Source organism: Mycolicibacterium austroafricanum (assembly GCF_902705885.1).
GTDB lineage: Bacteria > Actinomycetota > Actinomycetes > Mycobacteriales > Mycobacteriaceae > Mycobacterium > Mycobacterium vanbaalenii_A.
In genome coordinates this window covers 1-23,556 of record NZ_CACSIP010000030.1, presented here as the reverse complement: position 1 = coordinate 23,556, position 23,556 = coordinate 1, and the positions used below count along the sequence as shown (strand labels likewise).

At 64.6% G+C, this 23,556-nt stretch carries 27 protein-coding genes; 14 read left to right on the top strand and 13 right to left on the bottom strand.

Annotation, left to right across the window (positions count from 1 at the left end; translation table 11 throughout):
* Positions 1–7 precede the first annotated feature (7 nt).
* Positions 8–1,546, bottom strand: coding sequence for a SulP family inorganic anion transporter (locus tag BEMPMBAN_RS19575; RefSeq protein ID WP_159232918.1), 1,539 nt, complete (start codon positions 1,544–1,546; stop codon positions 8–10).
* Between the two features lie 280 nt (positions 1,547–1,826).
* Positions 1,827–3,563, bottom strand: a complete 1,737-nt coding sequence (locus BEMPMBAN_RS19570) for a GMC oxidoreductase (RefSeq protein WP_159232917.1) — start codon at positions 3,561–3,563, stop codon at positions 1,827–1,829.
* Positions 3,564–3,710: 147 nt separating this feature from the next.
* On the opposite strand from BEMPMBAN_RS19570, the gene BEMPMBAN_RS19565 reads away from it, so the two are divergent.
* Entirely contained in the window at positions 3,711–4,244 is a 534-nt protein-coding gene (locus tag BEMPMBAN_RS19565; RefSeq protein WP_234897590.1) for a TetR family transcriptional regulator, read from the top strand.
* Between the two features lies 1 nt (position 4,245).
* On the opposite strand, the gene BEMPMBAN_RS19560 is transcribed toward BEMPMBAN_RS19565, so the two are convergent.
* Together BEMPMBAN_RS19560 and guaB are read right to left on the bottom strand one after the other, a co-directional pair.
* A complete protein-coding gene (locus BEMPMBAN_RS19560; protein ID WP_200846053.1) occupies positions 4,246–5,373 on the bottom strand; it encodes a GuaB3 family IMP dehydrogenase-related protein in 1,128 nt (375 codons plus the stop codon).
* Between the two features lie 39 nt (positions 5,374–5,412).
* Entirely contained in the window at positions 5,413–6,966 is a 1,554-nt protein-coding gene (gene guaB / locus BEMPMBAN_RS19555) for an IMP dehydrogenase (RefSeq protein WP_159232914.1), read from the bottom strand.
* 179 nt (positions 6,967–7,145) lie between these two features.
* Here guaB and BEMPMBAN_RS19550 point away from each other — a divergent pair, with 179 nt between their 5' ends.
* Complete coding sequence (locus BEMPMBAN_RS19550) at positions 7,146–7,550, top strand: DUF5319 domain-containing protein (protein ID WP_159232913.1); 405 nt, start codon at positions 7,146–7,148, stop codon at positions 7,548–7,550.
* Positions 7,551–7,570: 20 nt separating this feature from the next.
* Here the strand turns inward: BEMPMBAN_RS19550 and BEMPMBAN_RS19545 are convergent, their stop codons facing one another.
* The 3 genes from BEMPMBAN_RS19545 to BEMPMBAN_RS19535 form a co-directional block, all read right to left on the bottom strand.
* Positions 7,571–8,806 carry an anti-sigma-D factor RsdA gene (locus tag BEMPMBAN_RS19545; protein WP_159232912.1) on the bottom strand — a complete coding sequence of 412 codons (1,236 nt, stop codon included), beginning with the start codon at positions 8,804–8,806 and terminating at the stop codon, positions 7,571–7,573.
* Complete coding sequence (locus tag BEMPMBAN_RS19540; protein ID WP_159232911.1) at positions 8,799–9,377, bottom strand: sigma-70 family RNA polymerase sigma factor; 579 nt, start codon at positions 9,375–9,377, stop codon at positions 8,799–8,801. The genes BEMPMBAN_RS19545 and BEMPMBAN_RS19540 overlap by 8 nt, the downstream gene beginning before the upstream one ends.
* Positions 9,378–9,510: 133 nt before the next feature.
* Entirely contained in the window at positions 9,511–10,281 is a 771-nt protein-coding gene (locus BEMPMBAN_RS19535) for a tetratricopeptide repeat protein (protein WP_159232910.1), read from the bottom strand.
* A gap of 396 nt (positions 10,282–10,677) precedes the next feature.
* On the opposite strand from BEMPMBAN_RS19535, the gene BEMPMBAN_RS19530 reads away from it, so the two are divergent.
* Positions 10,678–10,968, top strand: coding sequence for a WhiB family transcriptional regulator (locus BEMPMBAN_RS19530; RefSeq protein WP_137148761.1), 291 nt, complete (start codon positions 10,678–10,680; stop codon positions 10,966–10,968).
* Between the two features lie 3 nt (positions 10,969–10,971).
* On the opposite strand, the gene BEMPMBAN_RS19525 is transcribed toward BEMPMBAN_RS19530, so the two are convergent.
* Entirely contained in the window at positions 10,972–11,238 is a 267-nt protein-coding gene (locus BEMPMBAN_RS19525) for a TetR/AcrR family transcriptional regulator (protein ID WP_159232909.1), read from the bottom strand.
* Positions 11,239–11,285: 47 nt separating this feature from the next.
* Positions 11,286–11,702 (bottom strand): YkvA family protein, encoded by a 417-nt coding sequence (locus BEMPMBAN_RS19520; protein ID WP_159232908.1) that lies wholly within the window; start codon positions 11,700–11,702, stop codon positions 11,286–11,288.
* A gap of 173 nt (positions 11,703–11,875) precedes the next feature.
* Between BEMPMBAN_RS19520 and BEMPMBAN_RS19515 the strand changes: the two genes are divergently transcribed.
* The 3 genes from BEMPMBAN_RS19515 to BEMPMBAN_RS19505 all read left to right on the top strand — a co-directional run bounded on the left by BEMPMBAN_RS19515 (position 11,876) and on the right by BEMPMBAN_RS19505 (position 15,342).
* A complete protein-coding gene (locus tag BEMPMBAN_RS19515) occupies positions 11,876–13,447 on the top strand; it encodes a recombinase family protein (protein ID WP_159232907.1) in 1,572 nt (523 codons plus the stop codon).
* Positions 13,448–13,504: 57 nt separating this feature from the next.
* Positions 13,505–14,113, top strand: a complete 609-nt coding sequence (locus tag BEMPMBAN_RS19510) for a hypothetical protein (RefSeq protein WP_159232906.1) — start codon at positions 13,505–13,507, stop codon at positions 14,111–14,113.
* 95 nt (positions 14,114–14,208) lie between these two features.
* Positions 14,209–15,342 carry a hypothetical protein gene (locus tag BEMPMBAN_RS19505; protein WP_159232905.1) on the top strand — a complete coding sequence of 378 codons (1,134 nt, stop codon included), beginning with the start codon at positions 14,209–14,211 and terminating at the stop codon, positions 15,340–15,342.
* A 29-nt stretch (positions 15,343–15,371) separates the two neighbouring features.
* On the opposite strand, the gene BEMPMBAN_RS19500 is transcribed toward BEMPMBAN_RS19505, so the two are convergent.
* Positions 15,372–15,983 (bottom strand): hypothetical protein, encoded by a 612-nt coding sequence (locus BEMPMBAN_RS19500; protein ID WP_159232904.1) that lies wholly within the window; start codon positions 15,981–15,983, stop codon positions 15,372–15,374.
* A 344-nt stretch (positions 15,984–16,327) separates the two neighbouring features.
* Here BEMPMBAN_RS19500 and BEMPMBAN_RS19495 point away from each other — a divergent pair, with 344 nt between their 5' ends.
* From BEMPMBAN_RS19495 to BEMPMBAN_RS19470, 6 genes are all read left to right on the top strand, one after another.
* Complete coding sequence (locus BEMPMBAN_RS19495; RefSeq protein WP_159232903.1) at positions 16,328–16,480, top strand: hypothetical protein; 153 nt, start codon at positions 16,328–16,330, stop codon at positions 16,478–16,480.
* Positions 16,477–16,734, top strand: a complete 258-nt coding sequence (locus tag BEMPMBAN_RS19490) for a hypothetical protein (protein ID WP_159232902.1) — start codon at positions 16,477–16,479, stop codon at positions 16,732–16,734. Before BEMPMBAN_RS19495 ends, BEMPMBAN_RS19490 begins: the two co-directional genes overlap by 4 nt.
* A complete protein-coding gene (locus BEMPMBAN_RS19485; RefSeq protein ID WP_159232901.1) occupies positions 16,731–17,699 on the top strand; it encodes an AAA family ATPase in 969 nt (322 codons plus the stop codon). Before BEMPMBAN_RS19490 ends, BEMPMBAN_RS19485 begins: the two co-directional genes overlap by 4 nt.
* Positions 17,700–18,937: 1,238 nt before the next feature.
* Entirely contained in the window at positions 18,938–19,204 is a 267-nt protein-coding gene (locus tag BEMPMBAN_RS19480; protein ID WP_159232900.1) for a hypothetical protein, read from the top strand.
* Positions 19,205–19,319: 115 nt separating this feature from the next.
* Positions 19,320–20,195: a hypothetical protein gene (locus BEMPMBAN_RS19475; RefSeq protein WP_234897585.1), complete on the top strand. Its 876-nt coding sequence runs from the start codon at positions 19,320–19,322 to the stop codon at positions 20,193–20,195.
* A 4-nt stretch (positions 20,196–20,199) separates the two neighbouring features.
* Positions 20,200–20,361 carry a hypothetical protein gene (locus tag BEMPMBAN_RS19470; protein WP_159232898.1) on the top strand — a complete coding sequence of 54 codons (162 nt, stop codon included), beginning with the start codon at positions 20,200–20,202 and terminating at the stop codon, positions 20,359–20,361.
* Between the two features lie 664 nt (positions 20,362–21,025).
* Here BEMPMBAN_RS19470 and BEMPMBAN_RS19460 read toward each other — a convergent pair.
* Both BEMPMBAN_RS19460 and BEMPMBAN_RS19455 read right to left on the bottom strand, forming a co-directional pair.
* Complete coding sequence (locus tag BEMPMBAN_RS19460; RefSeq protein WP_234897584.1) at positions 21,026–21,325, bottom strand: hypothetical protein; 300 nt, start codon at positions 21,323–21,325, stop codon at positions 21,026–21,028.
* 122 nt (positions 21,326–21,447) lie between these two features.
* Complete coding sequence (locus BEMPMBAN_RS19455) at positions 21,448–21,834, bottom strand: hypothetical protein (protein ID WP_159232896.1); 387 nt, start codon at positions 21,832–21,834, stop codon at positions 21,448–21,450.
* A gap of 457 nt (positions 21,835–22,291) precedes the next feature.
* On the opposite strand from BEMPMBAN_RS19455, the gene BEMPMBAN_RS19450 reads away from it, so the two are divergent.
* Positions 22,292–22,681 (top strand): hypothetical protein, encoded by a 390-nt coding sequence (locus BEMPMBAN_RS19450; protein ID WP_159232895.1) that lies wholly within the window; start codon positions 22,292–22,294, stop codon positions 22,679–22,681.
* Complete coding sequence (locus BEMPMBAN_RS19445) at positions 22,678–22,986, top strand: hypothetical protein (RefSeq protein WP_159232894.1); 309 nt, start codon at positions 22,678–22,680, stop codon at positions 22,984–22,986. The genes BEMPMBAN_RS19450 and BEMPMBAN_RS19445 overlap by 4 nt, the downstream gene beginning before the upstream one ends.
* A gap of 15 nt (positions 22,987–23,001) precedes the next feature.
* On the opposite strand, the gene BEMPMBAN_RS32775 is transcribed toward BEMPMBAN_RS19445, so the two are convergent.
* Positions 23,002–23,556: DUF6414 family protein (locus BEMPMBAN_RS32775; protein ID WP_234897583.1), on the bottom strand; the 555-nt coding region annotated here is incomplete at its 5' end.

The following is a 23,556-nucleotide window of genomic DNA, read 5'->3' as shown; positions in this document are numbered from 1 at the left end:
CGGGCGACTACTCCGCGGCGCCGAGTTGCCCCGACAGCCGGTCATGGCGGTCGGCCGAGTCCTGATTGAGCCCGATGATCTCGACGCTCTTGTTCTTCGCCGCGTACTTCGTGGTGATCGCGTCCAGCGCCGCGACGGTGGAGGCGTCCCAGATATGTGACTCCGACATGTCGATGACGACGGCCTCGGGATCACCCAGATAGTCGAACTGGTACACGAGGTCGTTGCTGGAGGCGAAGAACAGTTCCCCGGTCACCCGGTAGACCACGCTGATCACCTTTCCGTCGGCGTCTGTGGTCTCCTCGGCCCTCTCCACCGTCACCATATGGGCGACGCGACGGGCGAAAAGCACCATCGCAGTGAGCGAACCGACGATGACTCCATAGGCGAGGTTGTGGCTGAACACGGTCACCGCCACGGTCGCCACCATCACCATGGTCTCGCTGCGAGGCATCCGCCGCAGGGTCGATGGCGCGACGCTGTGCCAGTCCAGCGTCGCGACCGACACCATGATCATGACCGCCACCAGTGCCGCCATCGGGATCAGCCCGACCACGTCGCCCAAACCGACCACCAACCCGAGCAGGAACACGCCGGCCAGGAAGGTGGAGATCCGGGTACGGGCCCCCGAGACCTTCACGTTGATCATGGTCTGGCCGATCATCGCGCATCCGCCCATACCTCCGAAGAACCCTGTGACCACATTGGCGACGCCCTGGCCCCAGCCCTCGCGGGTCTTGTCGGAATGGGTGTCGGTGATGTCGTCGACCAACTTGGCCGTCATCAAAGACTCCAGCAGGCCCACCAGGGCCATGGCCAACGCGTAGGGAGCGATGATCGTCAAGGTCTCCATGGAGAGCGGCACATCGGGTACCAGCAGGCTCGGCAGGTTCGACGGCAGTTCCCCCTGATCGCCGACATTCGGCAGGTCCACACCCAGAATCACGGCCGCACCGGTGAGCCCCACGATGGCCACCAGCGGTGCCGGGACCGCGGTGGTCAGCTTCGGCAGGAGCACCATGACCAGCAGGCCGATGCCGACGAACGGGTACACCAGCGCGGGCACACCGAGCAGATGCGGCATCTGGGACAGGAAGATCAGGATCGCCAGCGCGTTGACGAAGCCCACCATCACGCTGCGGGGGATGAACCGCATCAGCCGAGCGACACCCAGCACGCTGAGCACGATCTGCAGAACACCGGCCAGAATGACGGCCGCGACGAAGTAGTCCAGGCCGTACTGGCGGGCCAGCGGAGCGATGACCAGGGCGATCGCACCGGTCGCCGCCGAGATCATCGCCGGGCGGCCACCCACGAACGCAATCGTCACCGCCATGGTGAACGAGGCGAACAGCCCCACCCTGGGATCAACACCCGCGATGATCGAAAAGGAGATCGCCTCGGGAATCAGCGCCATGGCCACGACCAGTCCGGCCAACACCTCGGTCTTCAGCCGGCGCGGCGAACGCAGTGCGGCCCAGACCGACGTCGTCGGATCCCCGGCCTCGCGGATCGTGGGGCCGGCCGCAGCCACTCGCTTGTTCAAAACACTCCAATCAGGGCGCAGCACAACAACACCCGCGTCCGGGCGACCATGAGAACGGTTGAGGCAGGTGCACCGATGCACGTCTCGCGGAATGTTCACCCACGAAGGGGAACCGCGGCGATTGCTGCCGCCGGGAACTTTACCCTTACCGGAGGGATGAGTTGAAATTTGGTGGTGCAGATCACCAGCACGCCGGGGCGTCGATCAGCCAACAGCCATACCGATACGGTGATCGCGGGCACCGAGATCTGGTGCCTGATAAGAACTTCCGGCCCGAGTCCTACCCCGCCGAGGTGACCGGCCGGATCGGCAGGTTGCGCAGCGCACCGGGCGCGCCGGCGGGGACCACCGGATGCGCCGGCGCGATCGGCGCGAGGTGCCGATAAGGCTCACCTTGAGCGGGACGGAGATCCTCCTCGCCGTTGTTCGGCCACAGCGACGCCGCCCGCTCGGCCTGTGCGGTGATCGACAGCGAGGGATTCACACCGAGATTGGCCGAGATCGCGGCACCGTCCATCACCGATAGCGTGGGGTAGCCGTAGACCCGCTGATACGGATCGATCACACCATGCTCGGGACTGTCGCCGATCGCCGCGCCACCGAGGAAGTGGGCGGTCAGCGGGATGTTGAACAGCTCGCCCCAGGTACCGCCCGCGACACCGTCGATCTTCTTGGCGATGCGTCGGGTGACCTCGTTGCCTTCCGGGATCCATGTCGGGTTCGGTTGGCCGTGACCCTGCTTGCTGTCCAGCATCCGGAAGCCGAATTTGGTCTTCCTGGTGAAGGTGGTGATCGAGTTGTCGAGATGCTGCATGACGAGCGCGATCACGGTGCGCTCGCTCCACCGGCGCGGGTTGAGCAGCCGCAACGTGCCCCTGGGGTCATCGTTGGCGTTGCGGAGCAACTGCTTCCAGCGAGGCACATCGGTGCCCCGCGGACCGGCGCCGTCGGTCATCAAAGTCTGCAGCAGGCCCATCGCATTCGAACCCTTGCCGTAACGCACCGGTTCGACGTGCGTGTCCGGCGTCGGATGGATGGACGACGTGATGGCGACGCCGTGCGTGAGGTCCAGATCATCACTGACCGCGAGCCGGCCGGCGCCCACGATGGACTCCGAGTTGGTCCTGGTCAGGACGCCGAGCCGGTCGGACAGCTTCGGCAGCTTGTTGGTGTCCCGCATCTTGAACAGCAACTTCTGGGTGCCGTAGGTGCCGGCCGCGAGGACCACGTAGCGCGCCGTGAAGGTCTTACGCCGCCTGCGCAGCTTGCCCCCGGTGCGCGCGGTGTGCACGTCCCACAGACCGTCCGCCCGCTGCTCCAGCCCCTTGACCATGGTCAGCGGGTGCACCTGCGCCCCAGCGGATTCGGCCAGGCCCAGGTAGTTCTTCACCAGGGTGTTCTTCGCGCCGTAGCGACATCCGGTCATGCAGGAGCCGCACTCGATGCAGCCGGTGCGGGCCGGACCGGCACCGCCGAAGTAGGGATCCTCGACCCGTTTGCCCGGCATCTTCTGGTCGTCGGTGCCGAAGAACACCCCGACGGGCGTCGGGACGAAGGTGTCCCCGACACCCATGTCGTCGGCGACCTCCTTCATGATCCGGTCCGCGTCGGTGAACGTCGGGTTGGTCACCACGCCGAGCATCCGCTGGGCCTGCTCGTAGTGCGGCATGAGCTCGGCGCGCCAGTCGGTGATGCCCTTCCACTGCGGGTCGTTGAAGAACGGCTCCGGCGGCACATAGAGCGTGTTGGCGTAGTTCAGGGAGCCGCCACCGACCCCCGCTCCGGCCAGGATCATGACGTTGCGCAGCAGGTGGATGCGCTGGATCCCGTACATGCCCAGCTGCGGCATCCACAGGAACTTGCGCAGGTTCCAAGAGGTCTTGGCGAACTCCGCGTCGGTGAACCGGCGGCCGGCCTCCAGTACGCCGACCCGGTAGCCCTTCTCGGTGAGCCGAAGCGCGCTGACGCTGCCGCCGAACCCGGAGCCGATGATGACGACGTCATAGTCAGGCTTCATCCCGACATTATGAACTTACCCACCGGTAACCTGCTAGCGAGGCGACCCTAACCGGCCCAGGAGCTAATGTCGGTGGCTGTGGCCAACCGGACGGCGGACGCGAAGACGACTCGCGATGCGAAACGCCTGCAGACCAGGGAACGGCTGATGGGCGCGGCTGTCGCGGAGTTCAAGCGGGCCGGCATGGCCGACGCCGACGTCGGGGCGATCGTCGGCGCGGCCGGCGTCGCCCATGGCACCTTCTTCTTCCACTTTCCGACCAAGGAACATGTGCTGCTCGAACTCGAGCGGCGCGAGGAGGACCGGATCGCCAAGCGGTTCGCGCAGTTCGCCAAGTCGGATGCGGATCTGCCGTCGACGCTGCGCGAGGCGGTGGACCTGGTGATGGGCCTGGAACGTCGCCTTGGCGTCCTGCTCTTCAAAGATTTTCTGGCACTGCACTTCTCACCGACCCGTCCGCCGGCCGAGGAAAGCGACGATCATCCGTTGATCGTGCTGGTCGCCGCCGAGATCGAGAAGGCCCGAGCGCGCGGAGACACCGCCTCCGACGTGACGCCGATGAACAGCGCCATCTACTTCCTGCTCGGGCTCTACGCGTTGCTGATCACCACCGACGACTCACCGGCACGCACCGGATTGATCGACGACTACCTCGCCCGCACGCTGCGCAGCATGCGGTAGCTCAGCTGCCGACCGTCAATCCGACCTTCTGGAACTCCTTGAGGTCGCAATAGCCGGCCTTGGCCATCGACCGGCTCAGGCCGCCGACCAGGTTCAGCGAGCCGAACGGATCGTCCGATGGGCCCGTGAGCACCTGCTCGAGGGAAGGCCGTTCACCTGAGGCCACCTCCAGCAGCGCGCCGCGCGGCAACGAGGGATGGGCGGCGGCCGCCGGCCAGAACCAGCCGCCCCCGAGCGCTTCGGCGGCCGAGGCCAGTGGTGTGCCCAGCACCACCGCATCCGCGCCACAGGCGATGGCCTTGGCCAGGTCTCCGGAGGTGTGGATGTCGCCGTCGGCGAGCACGTGGACGTAGCGGCCCCCGGTCTCGTCGAGGTACTCCCGTCGCGCCGCCGCGGCGTCGGCGATCGCGGTGGCCATCGGCACGCTGATTCCGAGCACCTCGTCGCTCGTGGTGACCCCGCTGGTGGAGCCGTAGCCGACGATCACGCCCGCGGCGCCGGTGCGCATCAGGTGCAGCGCGGTGCGGTGGTCGAGCACTCCGCCGGCGACCACCGGAACGTCGAGCTCGGAGATGAACGTCTTCAGGTTGAGCGGTTCGGAATCCTGCGCCACACGTTCGGCGGAGATGATCGTGCCCTGGATGACGAGGAGATCGATGCCGGCCGACACCAGCGCCGGCGTCAGCGCCTGGGCGTTCTGCGGGCTGACCCGGACCGCGGTGGTCACGCCGGCGTCACGGATCCGCGCGACCGCGGCGCCGAGAAGATCCGGATCCAGTGGCGCGGCGTGGAATTGCTGCAGCAGCCGGATGGACGCCGACGGGTACGGCTCCTTGTCCGCGGCCTCGAGCACCTGAGCCACCTTGTCGGCGACGTCGGGGTGCCGCCCGATCAGCCCCTCACCGTTGAGCACTCCGAGACCACCGAGCCGGCCGAGTTCGATCGCGAACTCCACCGAGACCAGCGCGTCGGTGGGATGCGCGACCACGGGAATCTCGAACCGGTAGGCGTCCAGCTGCCAGGCCGTCGACACGTCCTTGGAGGAACGGGTGCGCCGCGACGGCACGATGTTGATGTCACCGAGTTCATAGGTGCGGCGGGCGGTCCGCCCCATGCCGATCTCGACCATGTCGCGCATATTCAGCTTCCATTGATTGGGCCGAGGGCCTCAGCGATTGGAGTAGTTCGGGGCTTCCGCGGTCATCGTGATGTCGTGGGGGTGGCTCTCCTTGAGCCCGGCCGCGGTGATCTGCACGAACTGCGCCTGCTGGAGCTGCTCGATGGTGGCCGAGCCGGTGTAGCCCATCGCCGCGCGCAACCCACCGGTGAGCTGGTGGATGACCGTCGACAGCGGCCCGCGGAACGGTACCCGGCCCTCGATGCCCTCGGGCACCAGCTTGTCCTCGGAGAGCACGTCGTCCTGAAAGTAACGGTCCTTGGAGTACGAGGTCCGGACTCCGCCTGCGGCGCCACGCCCCTGCATCGCGCCGAGTGAGCCCATGCCGCGGTAGCCCTTGAATTGTTTGCCGTTGACCAGGATCAGGTCACCGGGCGACTCGGCGGTACCGGCCAGCAGCGAACCCAGCATCGCGGTGGATGCGCCCGCTGCCAGCGCTTTGGCGATGTCACCGGAGTACTGCAGTCCGCCGTCGGCGATCACTGGAACACCGGCGGGCGCGCAGGCGGCGACGGCTTCCATGATCGCGGTGATCTGCGGAGCGCCGACGCCGGCGACCACTCGGGTGGTGCAGATCGAGCCGGGACCGACGCCCACCTTCACGGCATCGGCACCCGCATCCACCAAGGCTGCCGCGGCCGCGCGGGTGGCGACGTTGCCGCCGACCACCTCGACCCGGTCGCCCACCACGGTCTTGAGGCGGTGCACCATGTCCAGCACGCCCCGGTTGTGGGCGTGGGCGGTGTCGACGATCAGCACATCGACACCGGCTTCGGTCAGCGTCATCGCCCGCGTCCACGCGTCCTCACCGACACCCACCGCCGCGCCGACCAGCAGTCGGCCGTCGCTGTCCTTGGTGGACAGGGGGAATTGCTCGGTCTTGACGAAGTCCTTGACGGTGATGAGGCCGGTGAGCTTGCCGTTGCCATCGACGATCGGCAGCTTCTCGATCTTGTTGCGCCGCAACAACCCCAGCGCCGCTTCGGCGGAGACTCCCGCATGGGCGGTGATCAGCGGCGCCTTGGTCATCACCTCGGAAACCGGCTTGGACTGGTCCACCTCGAACCGCATGTCCCGGTTGGTGATGATTCCAACAAGTGAGCCGTTGTTGTCCACCACCGGCAGGCCGGAGATCCTGAACCGCGCACACATCGCGTCGACCTCGGCCAACGTGTTGTCCGGCGAGCACGTCACCGGGTCGGTGACCATCCCGGCCTCAGACCGCTTGACGGTTTCGACCTGCCCGGCCTGTTCGGCCACCGGCAGGTTGCGGTGCAACACGCCCATGCCGCCGGCGCGTGCCATCGCGATCGCCATGCGTGACTCGGTGACGGTGTCCATGGCCGAACTCACCAGCGGCACCTTCAGCCGGATCTTGCGGGTCAGCCGGCTCGACGTGTTAGCTGTGGCCGGGATCACGTCCGAGGCCGCGGGCAGCAGCAGGACGTCGTCGAAGGTCAGCCCCAGCATCGCGACCTTGGTGGGGTCATCACCGCCGGTGGGCACCGGAACGGCGAGGGGGATGCTGCTTTCGGCAAGCGACACGGATAAGCCTCCAGTAACAGGTGCAGCCAGGCCCGGGCACGGCCTGAAACCTCCATCTTATCGGCATCGAGCTCGCAGTTTCGGTTCCCCACCTCGAATGAACGATCGCGCCACCTCCCTGGTCGGCGTGCCGCGCAAGCGCTGGCGCGATACCTGGGAGGCTGCGTAGTCTTGGAGTCGTGCGAGATCACTTGCCGCCAGGACTGCCGCCCGACCCGTTCGCCGATGATCCCTGCGATCCGTCGGCAGCGCTCGACGCCCTGGAGCCGGGTCAGCCACTGGACCCGCAGGAGCGCACCGCGGTCGAAGCCGACCTCGCCGACCTGGCGATCTACGAGACGTTGCTCGCCCACAAGGGGATACGCGGCCTGGTCGTCTGCTGTGACGAATGCCAGCAGGACCACTACCACGATTGGGACATGCTGCGCGCGAACCTGCTGCAGCTGCTCGTCGACGGCACCGTGCGCCCCCACGAACCGGCCTTCGATCCGGAACCTGATTCGTATGTCACGTGGGACTACTGCCGCGGGTACGCGGATGCCTCGCTCAATGAGGCGACGTCGGAGTCCGACGGCTATCGCTGAGGGCTGAATCGACGGCCGTGTCAGCCCGGTAGCGCCGGAACCACCCCGAGAGTTGTGGTGGTCGGCAGCTGCGCAGGTGTCGGTGACGGCTCGGCGGCAGATGTCGGAATCGGTGTCGTCGGTTGAGGCGTCGTCGGTTGAGGCGTCGCCGTCGGTTGAGGCGTCGCCGTCGCGGACGGTGCCGGTGACTGTGTGGTCGGGGACGGCTCCGTCGAGCGCGGGGAAGGTGCCGTCGTCGACAACTGGGCGATGACCGACGTCGACGTGGTGGTCGGCAGCGGTGACTCGGTGGTCGTCGGTGCCTGCGTCGGCGAAGTGGTCGTCTGAGATGGCGTCGTTTGAGAAGGCGTCGCCTGAGAAGGGGTCGACGTCGGCGTCTCCGAGACCGGCGAGCTGGTTTCCGTCGCCGATGGTGCCGATGTTGTTGTCTCAGACGGGGTCGTCTCAGACGTGCTCGTCTCCGACGGGGTTGTCTCCGAAGTGCTCGTCTCAGACGTGCTCGTCTCGGACGTCGGCGCCGTCGTCTCCGACGTGTCCGAGGTGGCGGTCGCCGAAGTATCGGTGGTACCGGGCAGCAGCGGGACCAACGTGCCGGGGTCGAGTTCGACCACGGGCACCTCAGGGAAGACCGGCGGCGGCGCGCCCGGTTCCACGGTGGCGGCGGGGTCCTGCGCTTCGACTTTGACCGTGAGTTCTTGCCACTGGGTGACCAGCTCCTGCTTGCTCTGGTCGTCGTTCACCGTCGCGACGGTGGTGGTGATCGTTTCCAGCTTGTCCTGGGCAGCCTGCCAGTCGCCCTGTTCGATCAGCTCCTGCACCTGCGCCATCTCGGTCTGCGCGGCCAGGATCACCGCGTCGTCCCGCGTCGTGGCCTGCTCACCGAACAGCATGGTCCGCAGCCCGTACAACGCGTCACCAGGGCCTGCCCCCGCGACCACTGCGCCGAAACCGCCGAGGCACAGCACCGCTGCGGCCGCCGAACCCACCACCGCCAGGGACAGCCGTCGGCCACGGCCCCGCGAGGTGACGCGGTCCAGAGTCAGCGCGGCATCGTTCATCGTCACGAGTTCGCCCACCGGCGTCTCGCGGACATCATCGCGCCAACCCGCCAGCAGATGCGCCAGCTCGGCTTCGCCGCGATCGGTCGCATACACCGGCTCCTGCGCGGCCAACGCGTCGAGGAACTGGTCACTGCGGTTGATCTCGTTGAGCGAGGGATCCCCGCCGTTGGAGGTCCAGCGTCCGAAGTCAGGCATGGTCCCGCCCCGTCGCCATGATCTCCGTCTTCAGCCGCGCGAGCGCGCGATGCTGCGCCACCCGCACCGCCCCCGCGGTGCTGCCGACGGCGTCTGCGGTCTCCTCCGCGCTCATCCCGACGACCACCCGCAGGATCAGGATCTCGCGCTGCTTGTCCGGAAGGATCTGCAACAGTTCGTTCATCCGGGTCGACTGTTCGGACTCGATCGCCAGCTGCTCGGGACCTGCTTCACCGGACCAACGTTCCGGGACCACGTCCATCGGATCGGCCCGGTTCCGCCCGGCCGCACGATGGGCGTCAGCAACCTTGTGTGCGGCGATGCCGTAGACGAAGGCCAGGAACGGGCGCCCCTGATCCTTGTAGCGCGGCAGCGCCGTGATGGCAGCCAAGCAGACCTCCTGTGCGACATCATCTGCTGAGAGTCCACTGCGCTCCGTGGTCCCCACCCTCGCCCGGCAGTACCGGACGATGACAGGACGGATGGTCTTCAGCACTTCCTGGAGCGCGTCCCGGTCGCCGGCGACCGCCTCAGCGACGACAGCGTCGAGATGTTCTCCCGAAATTGTCATCGTGAGCGGTCTCTCCAGCGTTACGTCGGGGGCACTCCCCGCGTCGCGGGAGGTGGGTCTGCCGGTGGGCAGGTGGCCCCACCACAGGGTGCGGCTCAGCTAAACAATAACGACCGCACAGGGCACATCCCGGTTACCGGGATCGCCACACGCCGCCCCGTCGGGTCACGGTTTCGACGCAGCAGTCGCGGATCGCGGCGACTTCGGCGGGCAAATGCTGCCCGCTGCCGATATCGCAGAGCAGGCAGGCAACCGCCCACCGCAACGGAACCAAGCCCGATGCCCCGGCTGTCACCAGCACTTCATCGGCCTGTCGACGCGCTGCAGCGACGTCTCCGCAACTGCATCGCGCGGCTGCCAGCACCACCCCGGACTTGATCCGGTGGCGCGTCGACCCCAGCGTCCCCGCCAGATGCAGCGCGCGTTCGGCATGGTCTACCGCGGCACCGCCGTCGCCGCGAGACATCGCGAGTTCCGCCGACACCCACGCGAACCGCACCGGCAGGCGCGCCACCGACGAACCGCTGACGAGATCGGCCGCACGCTGAAGCGCCCGCGCCGACGCGGCGAACCGGCCCACACCGAGCGCGTCGGCAGCCAGCCCGATGAGCGCATCGGCGGCGGCCTCACCGTCATCGCCGGACAGCGTCAGCGCCTTCCCGTCGAGCGAACGGGCTCGATCGTGCCAGCCGAGCTGGCGCGCGAACGATGCGTGCGTGCTCCACGCCAGCGACGCGAGCCGGCCGCCGCTGAGTTCCCGGCGCAGCAGCTCGAGGTCGGTCATCGCGCAGGCATAGCGGCCCTGCCCGCCCGCTGCCACCGCGCGCCACCACAGCTCTTGTGGTGTGCTGGCCGGTGGCAGCGGCCAGCGCCCGGGGTCACCGCCGAACGCCGCGTCATTCATGCCGAGACGGGACGCTACCAATTCAGAAATCGTTTTAGTACTGCGTTAGTTAACAATTCATGGACGCGCTGTTAACGCCATGTCAACCGCCTTCTCGGCGCTGGGTGAACGCGCGCGACACAGCATCGAAGTGATCAGCCAAAACAGCGGTGTCGATTGCATTGCGGCCGGAGTCGCTAGCACCGATCCCGTTGCGTGCGGGTCGCATGGATGAACGTGATGTAAATTCTCTGCCTGCGGATATGCGGTTCAGCACAACGCCAGCCTATTGACGGCAATTCCGAAGCCCTTCTACGTTGTGTGCACGAGAGGTCATCGGCGACTGCGCTCGGATCTGTTCAACGACTCACGCATCCAGTGCGTATACGAAATGGATGTGCAGAGAGAGGTTTTGAAATGCCACAGCCGCAACAGTTGCCCGGGCCGAACGCCGACATCTGGGATTGGCAGATGTCAGGTCTTTGCCGGGGAGTCGATTCCTCGATGTTCTTTCACCCCGACGGCGAACGCGGCCGTGCCCGCGCGCAGCGGGAGATGCGGGCCAAGGAGATGTGCCGTCGCTGTCCCGTGATCACCCAGTGCCGCACCCACGCACTTGCCGTCGGCGAGCCCTACGGCATCTGGGGCGGCCTCAGCGAGTCCGAGCGCGAACTGCTCCTCAAGCGGGGAATCCGCCGCACCGCCTGACCGCTAGCCGTCGGCCCGCAGCGGGGCCTCCCCCTCCGGTCGCCATCTGATCTCAGCGCCGAGCATCGGTATCCACGCCTCGATGTCCTTGATCAACAACGCTTCCTTGCCGGAGAAATAGCGAAAGAGGGGGCGTTCGGTGACACCCGCGGCGTCGGCGATATCCCTGATTGTGGTGTTGGAATACCCCCGGGCGGCGAAGAGCGCGTCCGCCGCGGCCTGGATGGCGCGGCGGGTCGCGATATTTCGGGGCACGGTCGGCACCGACATCCGCGACACCGTCCACTGAGATTCGCTCGCGACTGACGCCGCACCGCCTATTCGATATCTGGAAGCCTGCACAATCGGCGCACCGCGTCCAGACCCTGCGGCGTCCCGGGCCAGTGCTTCGACAGCGCTGTCGGACCGGCGCGTCTGGCGACAGAACGAAGGACCAGAGCAACGATCACCGCGTCGTCGGCGTAGCCGAGCACCGGGATGAAGTCGGGGATCAGGTCGAACGGCAGTGCGAGGTAACCCGTCAACAGCGCCATCCGGACGCGAACCCCTCTCGGCATCGTCGGGTCCTTCGCCAGCCGCGCGAGGAGCCGCATCAGATCGGGAAGCAACCGGGCGACCTCGCGCGGACCGAAGTCCGCCGGCTTCGCCCTCCACACAACGACGACGAGGGCCAACCAGCACATCGCCAGACCCGCGACCAAGCCGAGGGCAACTGACCACCAGACAGACCCCATGGCCCCATCTTCGCTCCTGCGCGCGAAACACCCCCGGCCCTGTGGACCGGGGGTGTTCCGTAGCGGGTGCTTCTAGTGCGAGTGGCCGTGCGAGTGGCCGTGGCCGTGGCCGTCGCCCTCTTCATCGGCCGGCTTGTCGACGATCGCCGTCTCGGTGGTGTTCTATATAAGCCATGCGCGCTCTCGTCGCTATCCGACTATCCCGCGTCACCGACGCCACCACATCCCCCGAACGGCAACTAGCGGAATGCCGCAAGCTCTGCGAACAGCGCGGGTACGAGGTCGTCGGCATTGCGGAGGATTTAGACGTCTCCGGCTCGGTGGACCCGTTCAACCGTAAACACCGCCCACACCTGGCCCGATGGCTGGCCGGTGAACACGAAGCATTCGACGTGATCGTGGTCTATCGCGTCGACCGACTCACCCGGTCCATCAGGCATCTACAGGGGCTCGTGGCGTGGGCTGAGGACCGCGACAAGCTCATCGTGTCTGCCACCGAATCGCACTTCGATATGACGACTCCGTTCGCAGCGGTCGTGATTGCCCTCATGGGAACCGTGGCTCAGATGGAGTTGGAAGCCATCAGTGAGCGCAACGCTTCGGCGGCTCAGCACAACATCAGGGCGGGCAAGTACCGAGGCTCACAGCCGCCGTGGGGCTACCTGCCCCAGCAGGTCGATGGCGCGTGGCGCTTAGTCCCAGACAAGGCGCAGGTCGACGTAATCCACGAGGTTGTCCGTCGCGTATTGGATCACCAAGAACCCCTGAATCGGATAGCCCACGACCTCACCAGGCGCGGCGTGCTCACCCCGAAGGACTACTTTGCGCGCCACCGGGGCCGCAAGGTCGAGAACCGAGAGTGGAGTGTGACACCGCTCAAGAGGTCGTTGCTCAGTGAAACCATGCTCGGCTACGCCGTCTCCAAAGGCACCGCGGTCCGTAACGACGACGGCTCCCCCGTCGTCCGCGCAGAACCGATTCTCACCCGGGAGGACTTCGAGGGACTGCGGGTCGAACTGGCCGGGAGGTCGAAGCGCGGGGAGCCGAACAAGCGCACAACCTCTCTCCTGTTGCGGGTCATCTACTGCGGGGTGTGCGGAGAGGTCGCCTACCAGTTCAACGGCGGCAGCCACAGCAAGTGGCCCCGGTACAGATGCCGATCGGTGACGAGGGCGACCAAGTGCGGTAACCGCACCGTCCGACTCGATGAAGTGGACCGACTCGTGGACCAGACAATTATGAGGATGCTCGGAGAGTCTGAACGGCTTGTGCGCGAATGGGATTCGGGATCAGACAATTCCGCTGAACTGGCCGACATCAACAGTGAGTTGATCGACCTCACCGGACAGATAGGCGGCGCAGCATTTCGGGCTGGCACACCACAGAGAGCACGCCTAGACGCGAGGATCGAAGCACTCGCAGAGCGTCAGAGCGCCTTGGAGTCTGAAGCCATCAAGCCCGCCGGATGGGCGTGGAAGCCCGCCGGAGAGAAGTTCGGCGATTGGTGGGTCAGGCAGGACATAGAGGGCAAGAACATCTGGCTACGTTCGATGAACGTCCGCGTCGAGTTCGACCGGCAGCAGATCAGGTTGGACCTCGGAGACCTATACGCCCTCACGGAGCAGATGCGCGCTAGCGGCCCCGTAGCCAACTGGCAGGCACTTCTGGACAATATGAGGGACGTCGGTATACGGGGGCTCACGATCGGGGCAGAGGGGCATGTTGAACTGACCCCTGCCGAGTAGTCTTCCGATTCTCACCGAATGCGACCCCGTTCCGCCGAATCATATAGGGAGCAACAGATGACCGAAGGCGAGGACTCGTGGGACGACGTCGTTAATAGCGCTGGAGGACAGCACTTCTCGCGAATCCGTATTACCTTCGTAGTCCACGCCGACGACGGCTCGCTACGGGATGCCGCAGTCATTTGGCTCCCCAGCGATACCACACGCATTCGCCCTGATCTCTTGGCGCACCGGTTGACCACCCTGGCGCCTGAGTCTGAGTTGCAGCATCGCACCCACCTAGTCACGGGCGGCGGCGGCGCATGGCCCCTGCAGCTTTTAGATGTCGTAGTGCAGCTGGGCGACGAAGCTTGGAAAGGCGCAGCAGGCGCGCTCGCGTACGACCTACTCAAAAGGGTCTACAAGAGAATGGCTGGGCCACTTAAGCTATCTCGGCCTGAGGCTGTCGCCTTGCACCACCAAGAGGCACTGCGCGAGGCAGCTAACGCAATCAAGGAACGGTTTGACGTCATGCGCCACGAGCTTGAAGTTGAGGTAGTGCAGCTCGGCGAGAAGGCAAGCGTTGTCATCTTCAACACCAGAGATCGGGTGCACAGATTCACAGTCCAGCTGGAGGAGGACGCGGACGGCGTCACCACCTCAACAGTCATCCGGACTTCCAAGTAGTTTGAACTCCCAGCGCACGAGATCATCCGCGTTGGTAAAAAATCCACATCTGCAGTTTCATCGTTCTGTCACCGCGGAGATGTAAATTGCCTTCCGTGGATTGGGAGGGGATTCTTCGGTGTCAAACGTGGAATGTGTGGCCCGCCGGGTTTTCCGGCGCGCTCGCACCTATAGACGTCGAGTACGGTGCCGAGTCGCCTGTACGAGTGACTCCGGTAGTAGACAGTTATCAGCCGAGGAATAGACCGGAGCAGTACGCGTCCGACGAGGAGGTCGAAGGCCCGCCGCTATGGGACGGTGAGCTTCCCGGACTGCACCGCGTGTGGGACGCGTATCTAAAGGCCCCGGAAGACAGCGTGCCGTTGACAATGCGGACGCGAGAACCATACCGAGGCGAGCTGGAAATCTGGCTGAAGTTCGAGTTCGACGCAGACGAACTTCCGGCGACTCTATTCGAGGCCCTGAGATCCACGGCGTACGAGATCCTCGCGCTGCTGAACTTGCGGCTTGCTGAGTTCCTCGTCCCCCAGTTGCCATTCCAAACCAGGCGATTGGCAACAGGCGAAGACCGCGCAGAGTTAACGCTGGAGCACCGGATCGCCGTTTTCGAGCGCCATTCATACACCAAAGAGTCTCTCCCCGAGCCGTTTCTAGACTTGGCTCACTTTCTCACCGATCCAAGGTTTGGAGACAAGTTCCGGGTATCGCTGGAGCTGTACGCCGCACATTTCGCGGAGCAACAGGTGCGTGTTCGGTTCATCTTGCTGGTCATCGCAATGGAGGCATTAGCCGAAGGGGATACCAAACATCAAGTGGCGCTGGATCTCCTATCTCGGTGGCGTCAGGAGCTTAACGCGGAGAAGGCTAAGCATGAGGCTACATCCGACGAGTTCTACAGTTTGGATGCCCTCTCCCGAGAGCTTGACTTTCGCGGACGCGAGTCCATCGGGAACCAGATCCGGAAGTTGTTTGTCGACCTCCCCGGTTTCAGCGAGGAATCACGAAAGAAATTGCAGCGCATGGCCACCGAGGTCTACACCAAACGGAGCACCTTGGTTCACGATGGGTACCTGCCAGCCGCGGAGTTGCCTGCGCTGGAGGTCAAGACTCGAAACCTACTGAAGGTGTTGTATCGGGCCGCCGTCATGGAAGCGAGGCCCGAGGCGAGCCGCTTCGAGTTCGTGGACACCGACAGCGGCGCCTCGGACGAGGCAATCCTGGACACCTGAGCCTCTCTCAATTCGTACGGTGTCAAGGTTCAGCGCTTGCGCTGCGGCTTCCTTTCCCGCGAACTTTCCAGCGCGGCAAAGAATGATTCGGCAGACCGTTCCTCGATACGCCGCATAGTGTCCTGTGCCGCCGCCGACAACTGACCACCCTTGCGGCCTGGGCTGCTACTGAGAATCTCTTGCTTTCTCGCCTGCCAGAGGTGCCCTCGAATCGTGCTCGCTTCTTTGCCCGCCATCGCGGCAAGAAATTCGTTGATCTTCTGCTGTCCGCGGTTGACGGCGCGGAGGTACTCGGAGGCCAACAGCGTGAGGTACTCCGAGGAGGCCGGTCCGTGCTCTGCGAGCGCCGCCCGCAGCCGCTCGGCGTGCCATTTGTTCATCGTGTCGTGCTGATGCGCTCGGACCTCATCACCCTCGGCCTGCTTCCGCAGTTCCTCGGCCGCTGCGCGAAAGTCAATCTGCCGTAGCACTGTCGAAGACAGACCTCCGATTGGGAAGTCACCCACGGGCTGGATCGTCAGCCGTGCTGGCCCGCCGTCGTCAACGCCCTCCGGCCATTCCATGACGACGTACCAGTCCCCGATGCCCTGCATCACCGTGCGTGGCGCTTGGGGCGCTTCTTTGCTCATGCGGCCCAGCATACCAAACATGTTTCTCCCAACATGACTTGACACAACCTGTTTGACAACGGTTTACTGGAGTTGTCAAGATGACGACAACTGAAAACGACCAGCAAGATTCGGGCGAGGCGGCCATCCCTAGTGACCCCGATGCAAACTCCGGCAGGACCGGGAGCCAGGTGCGGACATAGCGAGAACACGACGGGAGGAATCGACTCGTCGTCATCCAAAGACGCCAAGCGCAGACCTCCGGTCGAGCGCAGCAGACGCAAATCAACTCAAACACGAAGAGAGGCAACACAATGAAGATTCAACCGAGAGCGAACTACGCGAACATTCACGCCGTCTGGCTCAAGACTGACGACGTGATGCCGCTCGACGACGACAAACTGATGGTGATGGTAGAGCCCGGATCCTTCAAAGCGATCGACGAGAACACTGTCGAGTTCCGAGCAATGGTTCCGGCGAGTTCTATCGACTCCCTGTTCACGCCACCGGCGAAGCGACTCGGCAAGTGATCCACGAGACTGACAGCGGTATGGGTCAGGCCGTGATCGAGCACGACTGCATTTTGTACGCGCACCGCACCGAGGACACGCTGATTGTCTACCGGAGTCCGATCGTCCGAGAAGATGACGACCTGTATCAGCCGGTGCTCGAACTCATCGGAGACGCCGAGCTGGTCCACCACGAAACGGTGGCTGACGACGGTATGGCGTTCGGTGAGGCCGAGGTATCGCTCTACCGGATCGCTGCCGAGGTCGCCGCGTGACGGTTGTATCGCAGTGGAGCGGGCCGTTCCGCTCTTTCGAGTACTGGGCAGACCTTGCGGAGAACGAACCGGACTTCCTCATCGCCGGGATGCTCCACGCCGCGACCAACACCGTGTCAGGTAAGCCCACGGTCGGCAAGACGCGCCTTGTCGCCGCGATGGCAGCGGCTATCGCCCGGGAGGACGAGACGTTCTGCGGTTCCGAGATCGTCGGGGCGGGTCCGGTGATGGTCATCTCCACCGACGCCGGGGAGACCCGGCGATGGGGCCTGAGAATGCGAGAGCACGACGTGCCCGATGGGCGGGTCGGCATCGCCAAGTTCAACCCGCTGGACTGGCGCTTATACGAGGGACAGGCGAAGGCAGCGCGCCTGCTCGTGGTCGACAACCTGACGGGGTGTCTGGGCGACGCCAGGATCGGTGACGACGACGCCGCCCGGAAGTTCTGTACTCCACTGGCTGAGATCGCGGAGAACGGGACGACGGTCGTGATGATCGCGCACTCGGCGAAGAACTCCGAGGCGCAATCCGGGCGGTACACCCCGACCGGCGTCATGGGCTCGACGGTGTATCGCGCTTGGGAGCGGCTGAACCTGCACATGCACGACGTCACCGAACCCAACACCCGGGCCGTGGCCATCAGGTCCAACGACCACAGCAACCGGGATTTGGTACTTCGGGCGGAATGGGGACGATCGTCTGCGGACTGGTCGCTACTCAACGAACGCGAGGACACACGCCAGCGCACCGAGGAAACCCACCAACGCCGGAACCAACTGTTCGACCGCGTAGCCGATGACCCGGAACTCTGCCGCGTCGATTCCGCCCGCGGTGTCGGCCGCGGGCTGTTCGAGAAGTACCCCGGCGAATGGACAACCTCGGAAGCCGCCTACAAAGCGTTCGGCCGTGCCCGGAGCACAGCGGGTGGCGAGTTCATCGAGGGCCGCTGGCAGATTCCGGCCTAGTGGGACAGTGGGACCCCCCCTCTATTAATAACCCCCCGTGTCCCACCCTCCGAGGCATCGGAGGGACGAAGGGAATAGCCAGCCCCCGAGGCTGGCGCCGGAGAGGCACGCTCCCTTTGATCCCGCGTGCCCCGAAGCCGCCCAGCACGGCGAAGGGGCTACCCGGAAGACGGCCTTGAGGGGGCCGTCCGGTATCCCGGGAGGCTGGCCGCGGAAGGCCAGCCCCGTCCCCGGTGACGAGCCGTATTTGAGGCTCGTCCTAGCAGTGAGCAGCCCATCGAAAGGGCTGCATCTCATCAACCAACCCACCGATGAGCGGACCCGACAGGTCCGCAGGAAGGCACAACAGAACATGGCCACAGCCACCGAGGACAAAATGCCCTCGCTCGGCATCGAGCTCCTGGAGCGACCAGCCGTTGGCGGCGTCGCAGATCAGACGCCCGCGCCCCGAGAGAATGCCGCAAGGTTGTCAGACGGCACCGGACTCTTTCGCGCACCCGGCGATCCTGTACTCGACATGGGCAGCGACGGCGACGACGTCGGCCGCTCTAGCAGAGATCAAGCCATCTGCGACATGCTCGACGCCGCACACGGATTCCTAGTCCGAAAGATCGAAGCGAGCCACAAGCCCCGGAGGGTCACCTGCGAGGTCTGTGAGGGACCGCTACCCACACCCGGCGCTGACCCGGACTGGCTCTGCCAGTACTACGACGAGACGCGACCAGCATCGGTGAGCTGCAATTGCGGGTGGTGCCTCTCGTATCAGGACTACCTCGCCGGGAAGTACAAGCCCCAAGGGGGCCGGCCTCGACAGCGTTGCGGCAGTAGAGTTTGCGAGCGGGAAGCTGACAAACTCCGTAAGCGTCGGAAGCGGGCAGGGTTGGCGATACAGGATCATTTAGTTCCGGCAGCCGAACCACCCGTGCGGGAGGCACTGGCAGCGGAAGAGCCGAGAATTGCCAGCAGCCCAACGCCAAAGCAGAGGGACGACAACCCGCCCCACGTATGGAACCGGCCACGACGACGGAATGAGCCGAATTGGTGGTTATCCTGCCAAGTCAGACGCGGTCTGGTCCTACCTGGCGGGTCGCTGTCCGAAAAACTCCCTAACTAGTAGAAAGGTGCTGCCCCGAGGCTGCGCCACTCGTTTGGGTTGATCCGAATTGCCCCATGTACCCCAACCTCCGGGTGCGTGGGGCTTTTTCGTTTGCCCACTCCCCATGTGCACAGGATCGGAGGTGAACACGATGCACCGGGACACCTGTTCCCACGGGCACCCGCAGCGCGGACCCGCGGACTACTTCGATGACGGCCAGTGCCGCCACTGCGACCGGGACAACCAAGGTCGCTACCGGACCCGGCGACGGGCGGCGATGGAACTTGCCCTAGCGCTGGAAGCCGAAGGGGTGCAAGTCATGCGCTCTGACCCGCCGATCAACCTGCGACAGCTCGCAGCCGCGCTCGCCAACGGATTTTCCGAATCCGATGGTTTACCCACGGATTGAACGAAACTCGCTCAGCGCCGACCCCCGGCACCAAAGCTGGCCACCCTTCACCGGGTGGCCTTTGTCGTTTCCGGGACACCCGGAAGCGGAGATCGCCCAACGAAAGAGGAATCACATGATGAACCCTGTCAGCACCGCCAAACAGATCAGCCGATGGACCAACCTCGGTATCGAGCTGCCCGACGAACTCACCGCCGCGCTCGATCGGTTCGAGGCGTTGCAGTACGTCGAGGTGGGCCACCGTCCGACGTTCGACTTGGAATCTGTCACCGCGGAGAACGCCGAAGAGAAGGTCCGAGAGTTCGCAAAGGTTTTGGCCAATCACATTCCGATGAGGTTGGAGGATGGCGTGTCGGCATCGGTGCTCGAATCGTCCAAGTCATGGGCGCTCAACGCAGCAGCCATCGCACTCAAACGCACTGCTGCACAGTCCGTCCCGCAGATCATCGACGCACTCGAACCCGAGTTCGAGGAACACGCGGAAGCCTACGCCGAGGCGGCGTTGGCACTGCCCGAGACAATCACCTCCGACACCCTCGTTAAGGCTGGCCCCGATGCCCTCGCCGCGTACGGCGTCGCCAAGGAAGAGGCTGCCTACATCGGCGGGATCAGCTCGTGGATCAGCCAGACCTCCGACATCACCGGAGTTCGCAGTACCGAGAACTTCCTGAACGTCGTCAAACGCCCGAGGATGCGTTGCAGCTCGCCAAGCTCGACAAAGCGAACCTGTCGAACAACGCCGACAGGACTTTCGCCGCGGTCGTCCCGGTCTACTTCACCGCCGCACGTCTCGGAGTTCCTTTCGGGCTCAACCTTCCTCGTGAAGCGTCCCGTCTCCGCAAGGACCTCGAACTGGCGATGCAGTCTCAGCCGCAGCGTCCGACCGGCGTCGTCTACACCCGATGAGCAAGACATTCGAGGAATGGTGGGAGACCCGTGGGGCTCTCTACGAGGCAGCCGTCATCGAGAACGGCGACACGCCTTGGACTGACTCGATGGAAGAACGTCGGGAGCTGTTCAACCGGCGCTACCAGCGACCCGCGCCACCCGAGGGCATGAGCCCGGTCAAATCTATCCGCGACTACCAGAAGGGAACCGCCGATGTCCGACTCAGCAGCGAAAGCGATCATCGCCGCGATGACCAGATCGCAGCGTGAACCCGCACCCGTAGAGGGAGAGTTCGCCAAGGCGGTTGCCCGGAAGCTGGAGAGCCGCGGTATCACCCGCGTTCCCGGCGCTCAGGTCCACGCTCCCGAACCGGAATGGTTCGACCTAGCTATCGAGCACGACCGACGTCAGAAGGCGGGACAGGCCGATCTAGAGACACGGCGCCAAGCCGAGGCCGACGCCCAGTTGCCCGCGGCCGCGAAGCTGCACAACGCGCTGAGTGGTCGACGTGGTAACGCGATGCCGCTCAACGGNGAGGGAATTGTCCGCGCCGCGCTGGCGGGCGGACACGGAACGATCGAAGGCCGCAACGAGTGACCGAGGTAGCACGCCAAGGGCGACCTCGTCGCCGCAACAGGAAGCCTCGTGAGAAACGCTGCTACCGGGAGGGCTGTAACCGCGTTGCCATCAGCACGAAGCCGGGACAGCGCTGGTACTGCTCTAGCGCGTGTCGCGTGTCCGAGGCAACGTTGTCCGAGGCTAGACGGATCTGTGAGGCGATAGGGCCAGGTGCGAAGACAGGCGAACTATGGTCGTCCGCAGTCACTCTCAGCGATGCACTCACCGAGTACCAAAGAGCCGAGGCTCAGGCGAAGCACGTCGCTCACCTGGCCGGTGTCACCGATGACCAGTGGCGATCAATCAAGAGCGGCGTTACGGGCAGGACTCAATGTCCTTCTTCACCACGCCAAAGTCGATCTCTGTCGTTGTCGTGAACGGCGCCCCCGGCGGCGGCGTGGACGAGCACACCACCCAAGCGCGGTCCAGGATCTGGGCTCGGCCCTGCCCCGTCAGATCGGTTGAGGTGCTTAACCAGACGTCACCCCCTGAGACAGACTGCACCGCGTCCTGGGCGCCCTGTAGATCCGTCCCGATCAGGTTGGGCATCGTCCAAGACTGAGCCGAAGCTGGCGCCGCCACGGCGACGCCCAGGCTGGCAAGCAACGCGGTCACACCGACCACCGCAAACTGTTTTCTCGACACTGCAACTCCCCCTATGAGTAAGGCAGCAGGATATGCGAGAGCTCGGCTAACTCGCAGCAGATTGCCAGAAACCCTTCGCCGGGGTGGGTGTGCTATCCCAGGGCAGACAGCGAACGGGCATAGTTCACCGACTGGTGAACCTGCGCAAATGTGTCTGGTCCCCTCACAGGAACCAGAGTTTGGTGATGAAAGCCTTTGCCCTGCACGGTGACCTGAATGTAGCCGGTCAGCTTGCGGTCCTTCATTAGCAAGAAGAGAAGGCCGAGCAGACAAACCCAGATGAAGAGTATGCAAAGGACGACGCCCACCGCCGAGATGCCTTCTTGCCACTGCGACATGTCGGTCACGGTCCACACTGAACCGCGGATTGGGTGCGGTCCGGTCGGTGTGATTACCCAGTGCTGGGAGACGCTGATATCCCCAATTGTGGCGAGGATTGGCTCGAACTCGCCTGTCCCGTAGATAGCTGGATCACCCATATCCCGATTGAAACACGGCCACTTTGGACGGGGTGGGGAATCTGCTGCTCATCGCTGCTACCCCGAGGCGCGTCCCTGCTGCGCCGCTCCCGGATGCCCTCCCTCCCGGGTGGGGCCTGGCCAAGGTGCGGAGTTGAGTAGGGCACTGCCTGCCCTTCCAGGGTTGGGCGGGTGTCCTGCGGCCTGCAACGCGTCCGCCGTCGCCTGGCTGCACTGCCTGGCCTCTGGGGTACGCACTCCCGCTACCCCAGGGGGTATACCCCTGCCCGGGTGCGCAAGACCGGTCCGTAATGCGGGTCCGACATCCGATGCTTAGGCATAGCCCAGTTTTTCCGGGCAGCCGTAAGCGAGTCCCATCCCAGCTCACACAGCATTTCCCGTGCAATCAGCACGGCCATATTCGCAGGTCGGAAACGGCCAGAAACCGGCCCAATTGGGGCCAGAAAGGGGCAGTTCCATGCCCAAAGCGCCACCACTGCCAGACGGCACTCCCTGCCCCGACTATCCGACCGGGCTCAAGGCCCGGGGTAAGCGGCTCTGGCGGGAGCTGCACGCTACCGCCGACTTCGACGGCGTACCCGAAACCAGGATTCTCGCGGAGGAAGCGTGCTTCCTTTCCGATGAGATCGAGCGGCTTCGCAAGATCGTCCGCGTTGCGGGCGATGACACCCGCGTGTCGGGCTACAACGGGCAGCCGGTCTCGATGCCCGAGGCCGACGACCTACGCAAGAACCAGAACATCCTCTTGTCGATGCTGAAGTCACTGCGTCTTCCCGATGAGGGCGACGACAAGCTGTCCCGCAGCCAGATCGGCAGACTCGGCGCCGGGGCTCGGTGGGGCCGATGATCCGCGCACCGAAGCGGCGCGGGCGGCGTCGTGCGACCGACGACGAAGGCGCGCTGGTGGATCTGATGCCCCAACACCTCCGCACCTTCGGGACGTACGCCGATATGGACGTCCGCCGATCCGAGATCGCAGACTGGATCGACAGCCAGATTCCAGGCGCAGGAGCCGAACTCGTTAGCGCCGTCATGGAAGCCACGGGTTTGACTTTCCTCGCAGCGATGCGCGACCAGCTCACGACGCCCGCGCCACAGCGGGAGTCGGGCTACGAACCGCAGCGATGGGACTACTCCAAGTTCAAGCTATAGCCTTGGCACTGCGCTTCAGCGATAGATCGCGAGAATGTCCAATTCGAGGGCTGGTCCACTGATCTCGTTAGAGCCATCAATCCGTGGTGACTTGCCCGGGGGCTTGAGGTTGGCCATCAATTGCATGGCCTCGGTGTTGATGGCTAGTCGGGAATCGCCTTCTTTCACTATCCGCTTGATCTTTCCCACCACGATCAGGCGCTCCTTATCAATGTCTTCCACCCTAAGGTGGTCGCCGTAAAGCGTCCCGTACACAGACCATCTCGTATCGGTATCGGTTCCAATGGCGACACGTTGAACATTCATCGTGTCGAGCATCGACTGAACGCCTTGGATCTGACTTTGAAGCATGGCGGCATCCTCTGGTCGCATAGTTTGCGACCCGCCAGGGACCGGGCCTGGCCTTCGCGGAAAGCCAGCGGCATTGAGGGCAGCTAAACCGCTCATGAGACCCATCAGCTGCGCCCCTCCACGGTCAAGTCCATGGACGTGGTGTACGACGTCGTCGTGTGATTCTTCGTGGTGATGGTTCAGGCGGTCAGTGCCGCGGGGGTGTCCTCCTGTTCTGAC

Coding starts and splice junctions, on each gene's coding strand:
- BEMPMBAN_RS19570 (WP_159232917.1), bottom strand. CDS start 3,563: ATGAAGCCTGACTATGACGTCGTCATCATCGGCTCCGGGTTCGGCGGC.
- BEMPMBAN_RS19565 (WP_234897590.1), top strand. CDS start 3,711: ATGGGCGCGGCTGTCGCGGAGTTCAAGCGGGCCGGCATGGCCGACGCC.
- BEMPMBAN_RS19560 (WP_200846053.1), bottom strand. CDS start 5,373: ATGGTCGAGATCGGCATGGGGCGGACCGCCCGCCGCACCTATGAACTC.
- BEMPMBAN_RS19545 (WP_159232912.1), bottom strand. CDS start 8,806: ATGCCTGACTTCGGACGCTGGACCTCCAACGGCGGGGATCCCTCGCTC.
- BEMPMBAN_RS19540 (WP_159232911.1), bottom strand. CDS start 9,377: ATGACAATTTCGGGAGAACATCTCGACGCTGTCGTCGCTGAGGCGGTC.
- BEMPMBAN_RS19535 (WP_159232910.1), bottom strand. CDS start 10,281: ATGAATGACGCGGCGTTCGGCGGTGACCCCGGGCGCTGGCCGCTGCCA.
- BEMPMBAN_RS19530 (WP_137148761.1), top strand. CDS start 10,678: ATGCCACAGCCGCAACAGTTGCCCGGGCCGAACGCCGACATCTGGGAT.
- BEMPMBAN_RS19525 (WP_159232909.1), bottom strand. CDS start 11,238: ATGTCGGTGCCGACCGTGCCCCGAAATATCGCGACCCGCCGCGCCATC.
- BEMPMBAN_RS19520 (WP_159232908.1), bottom strand. CDS start 11,702: ATGGGGTCTGTCTGGTGGTCAGTTGCCCTCGGCTTGGTCGCGGGTCTG.
- BEMPMBAN_RS19515 (WP_159232907.1), top strand. CDS start 11,876: ATGCGCGCTCTCGTCGCTATCCGACTATCCCGCGTCACCGACGCCACC.
- BEMPMBAN_RS19510 (WP_159232906.1), top strand. CDS start 13,505: ATGACCGAAGGCGAGGACTCGTGGGACGACGTCGTTAATAGCGCTGGA.
- BEMPMBAN_RS19500 (WP_159232904.1), bottom strand. CDS start 15,983: ATGCTGGGCCGCATGAGCAAAGAAGCGCCCCAAGCGCCACGCACGGTG.
- BEMPMBAN_RS19475 (WP_234897585.1), top strand. CDS start 19,320: ATGATGAACCCTGTCAGCACCGCCAAACAGATCAGCCGATGGACCAAC.
- BEMPMBAN_RS19470 (WP_159232898.1), top strand. CDS start 20,200: ATGGAAGAACGTCGGGAGCTGTTCAACCGGCGCTACCAGCGACCCGCG.
- BEMPMBAN_RS19455 (WP_159232896.1), bottom strand. CDS start 21,834: ATGGGTGATCCAGCTATCTACGGGACAGGCGAGTTCGAGCCAATCCTC.
- BEMPMBAN_RS19450 (WP_159232895.1), top strand. CDS start 22,292: ATGCCCAAAGCGCCACCACTGCCAGACGGCACTCCCTGCCCCGACTAT.
- BEMPMBAN_RS19445 (WP_159232894.1), top strand. CDS start 22,678: ATGATCCGCGCACCGAAGCGGCGCGGGCGGCGTCGTGCGACCGACGAC.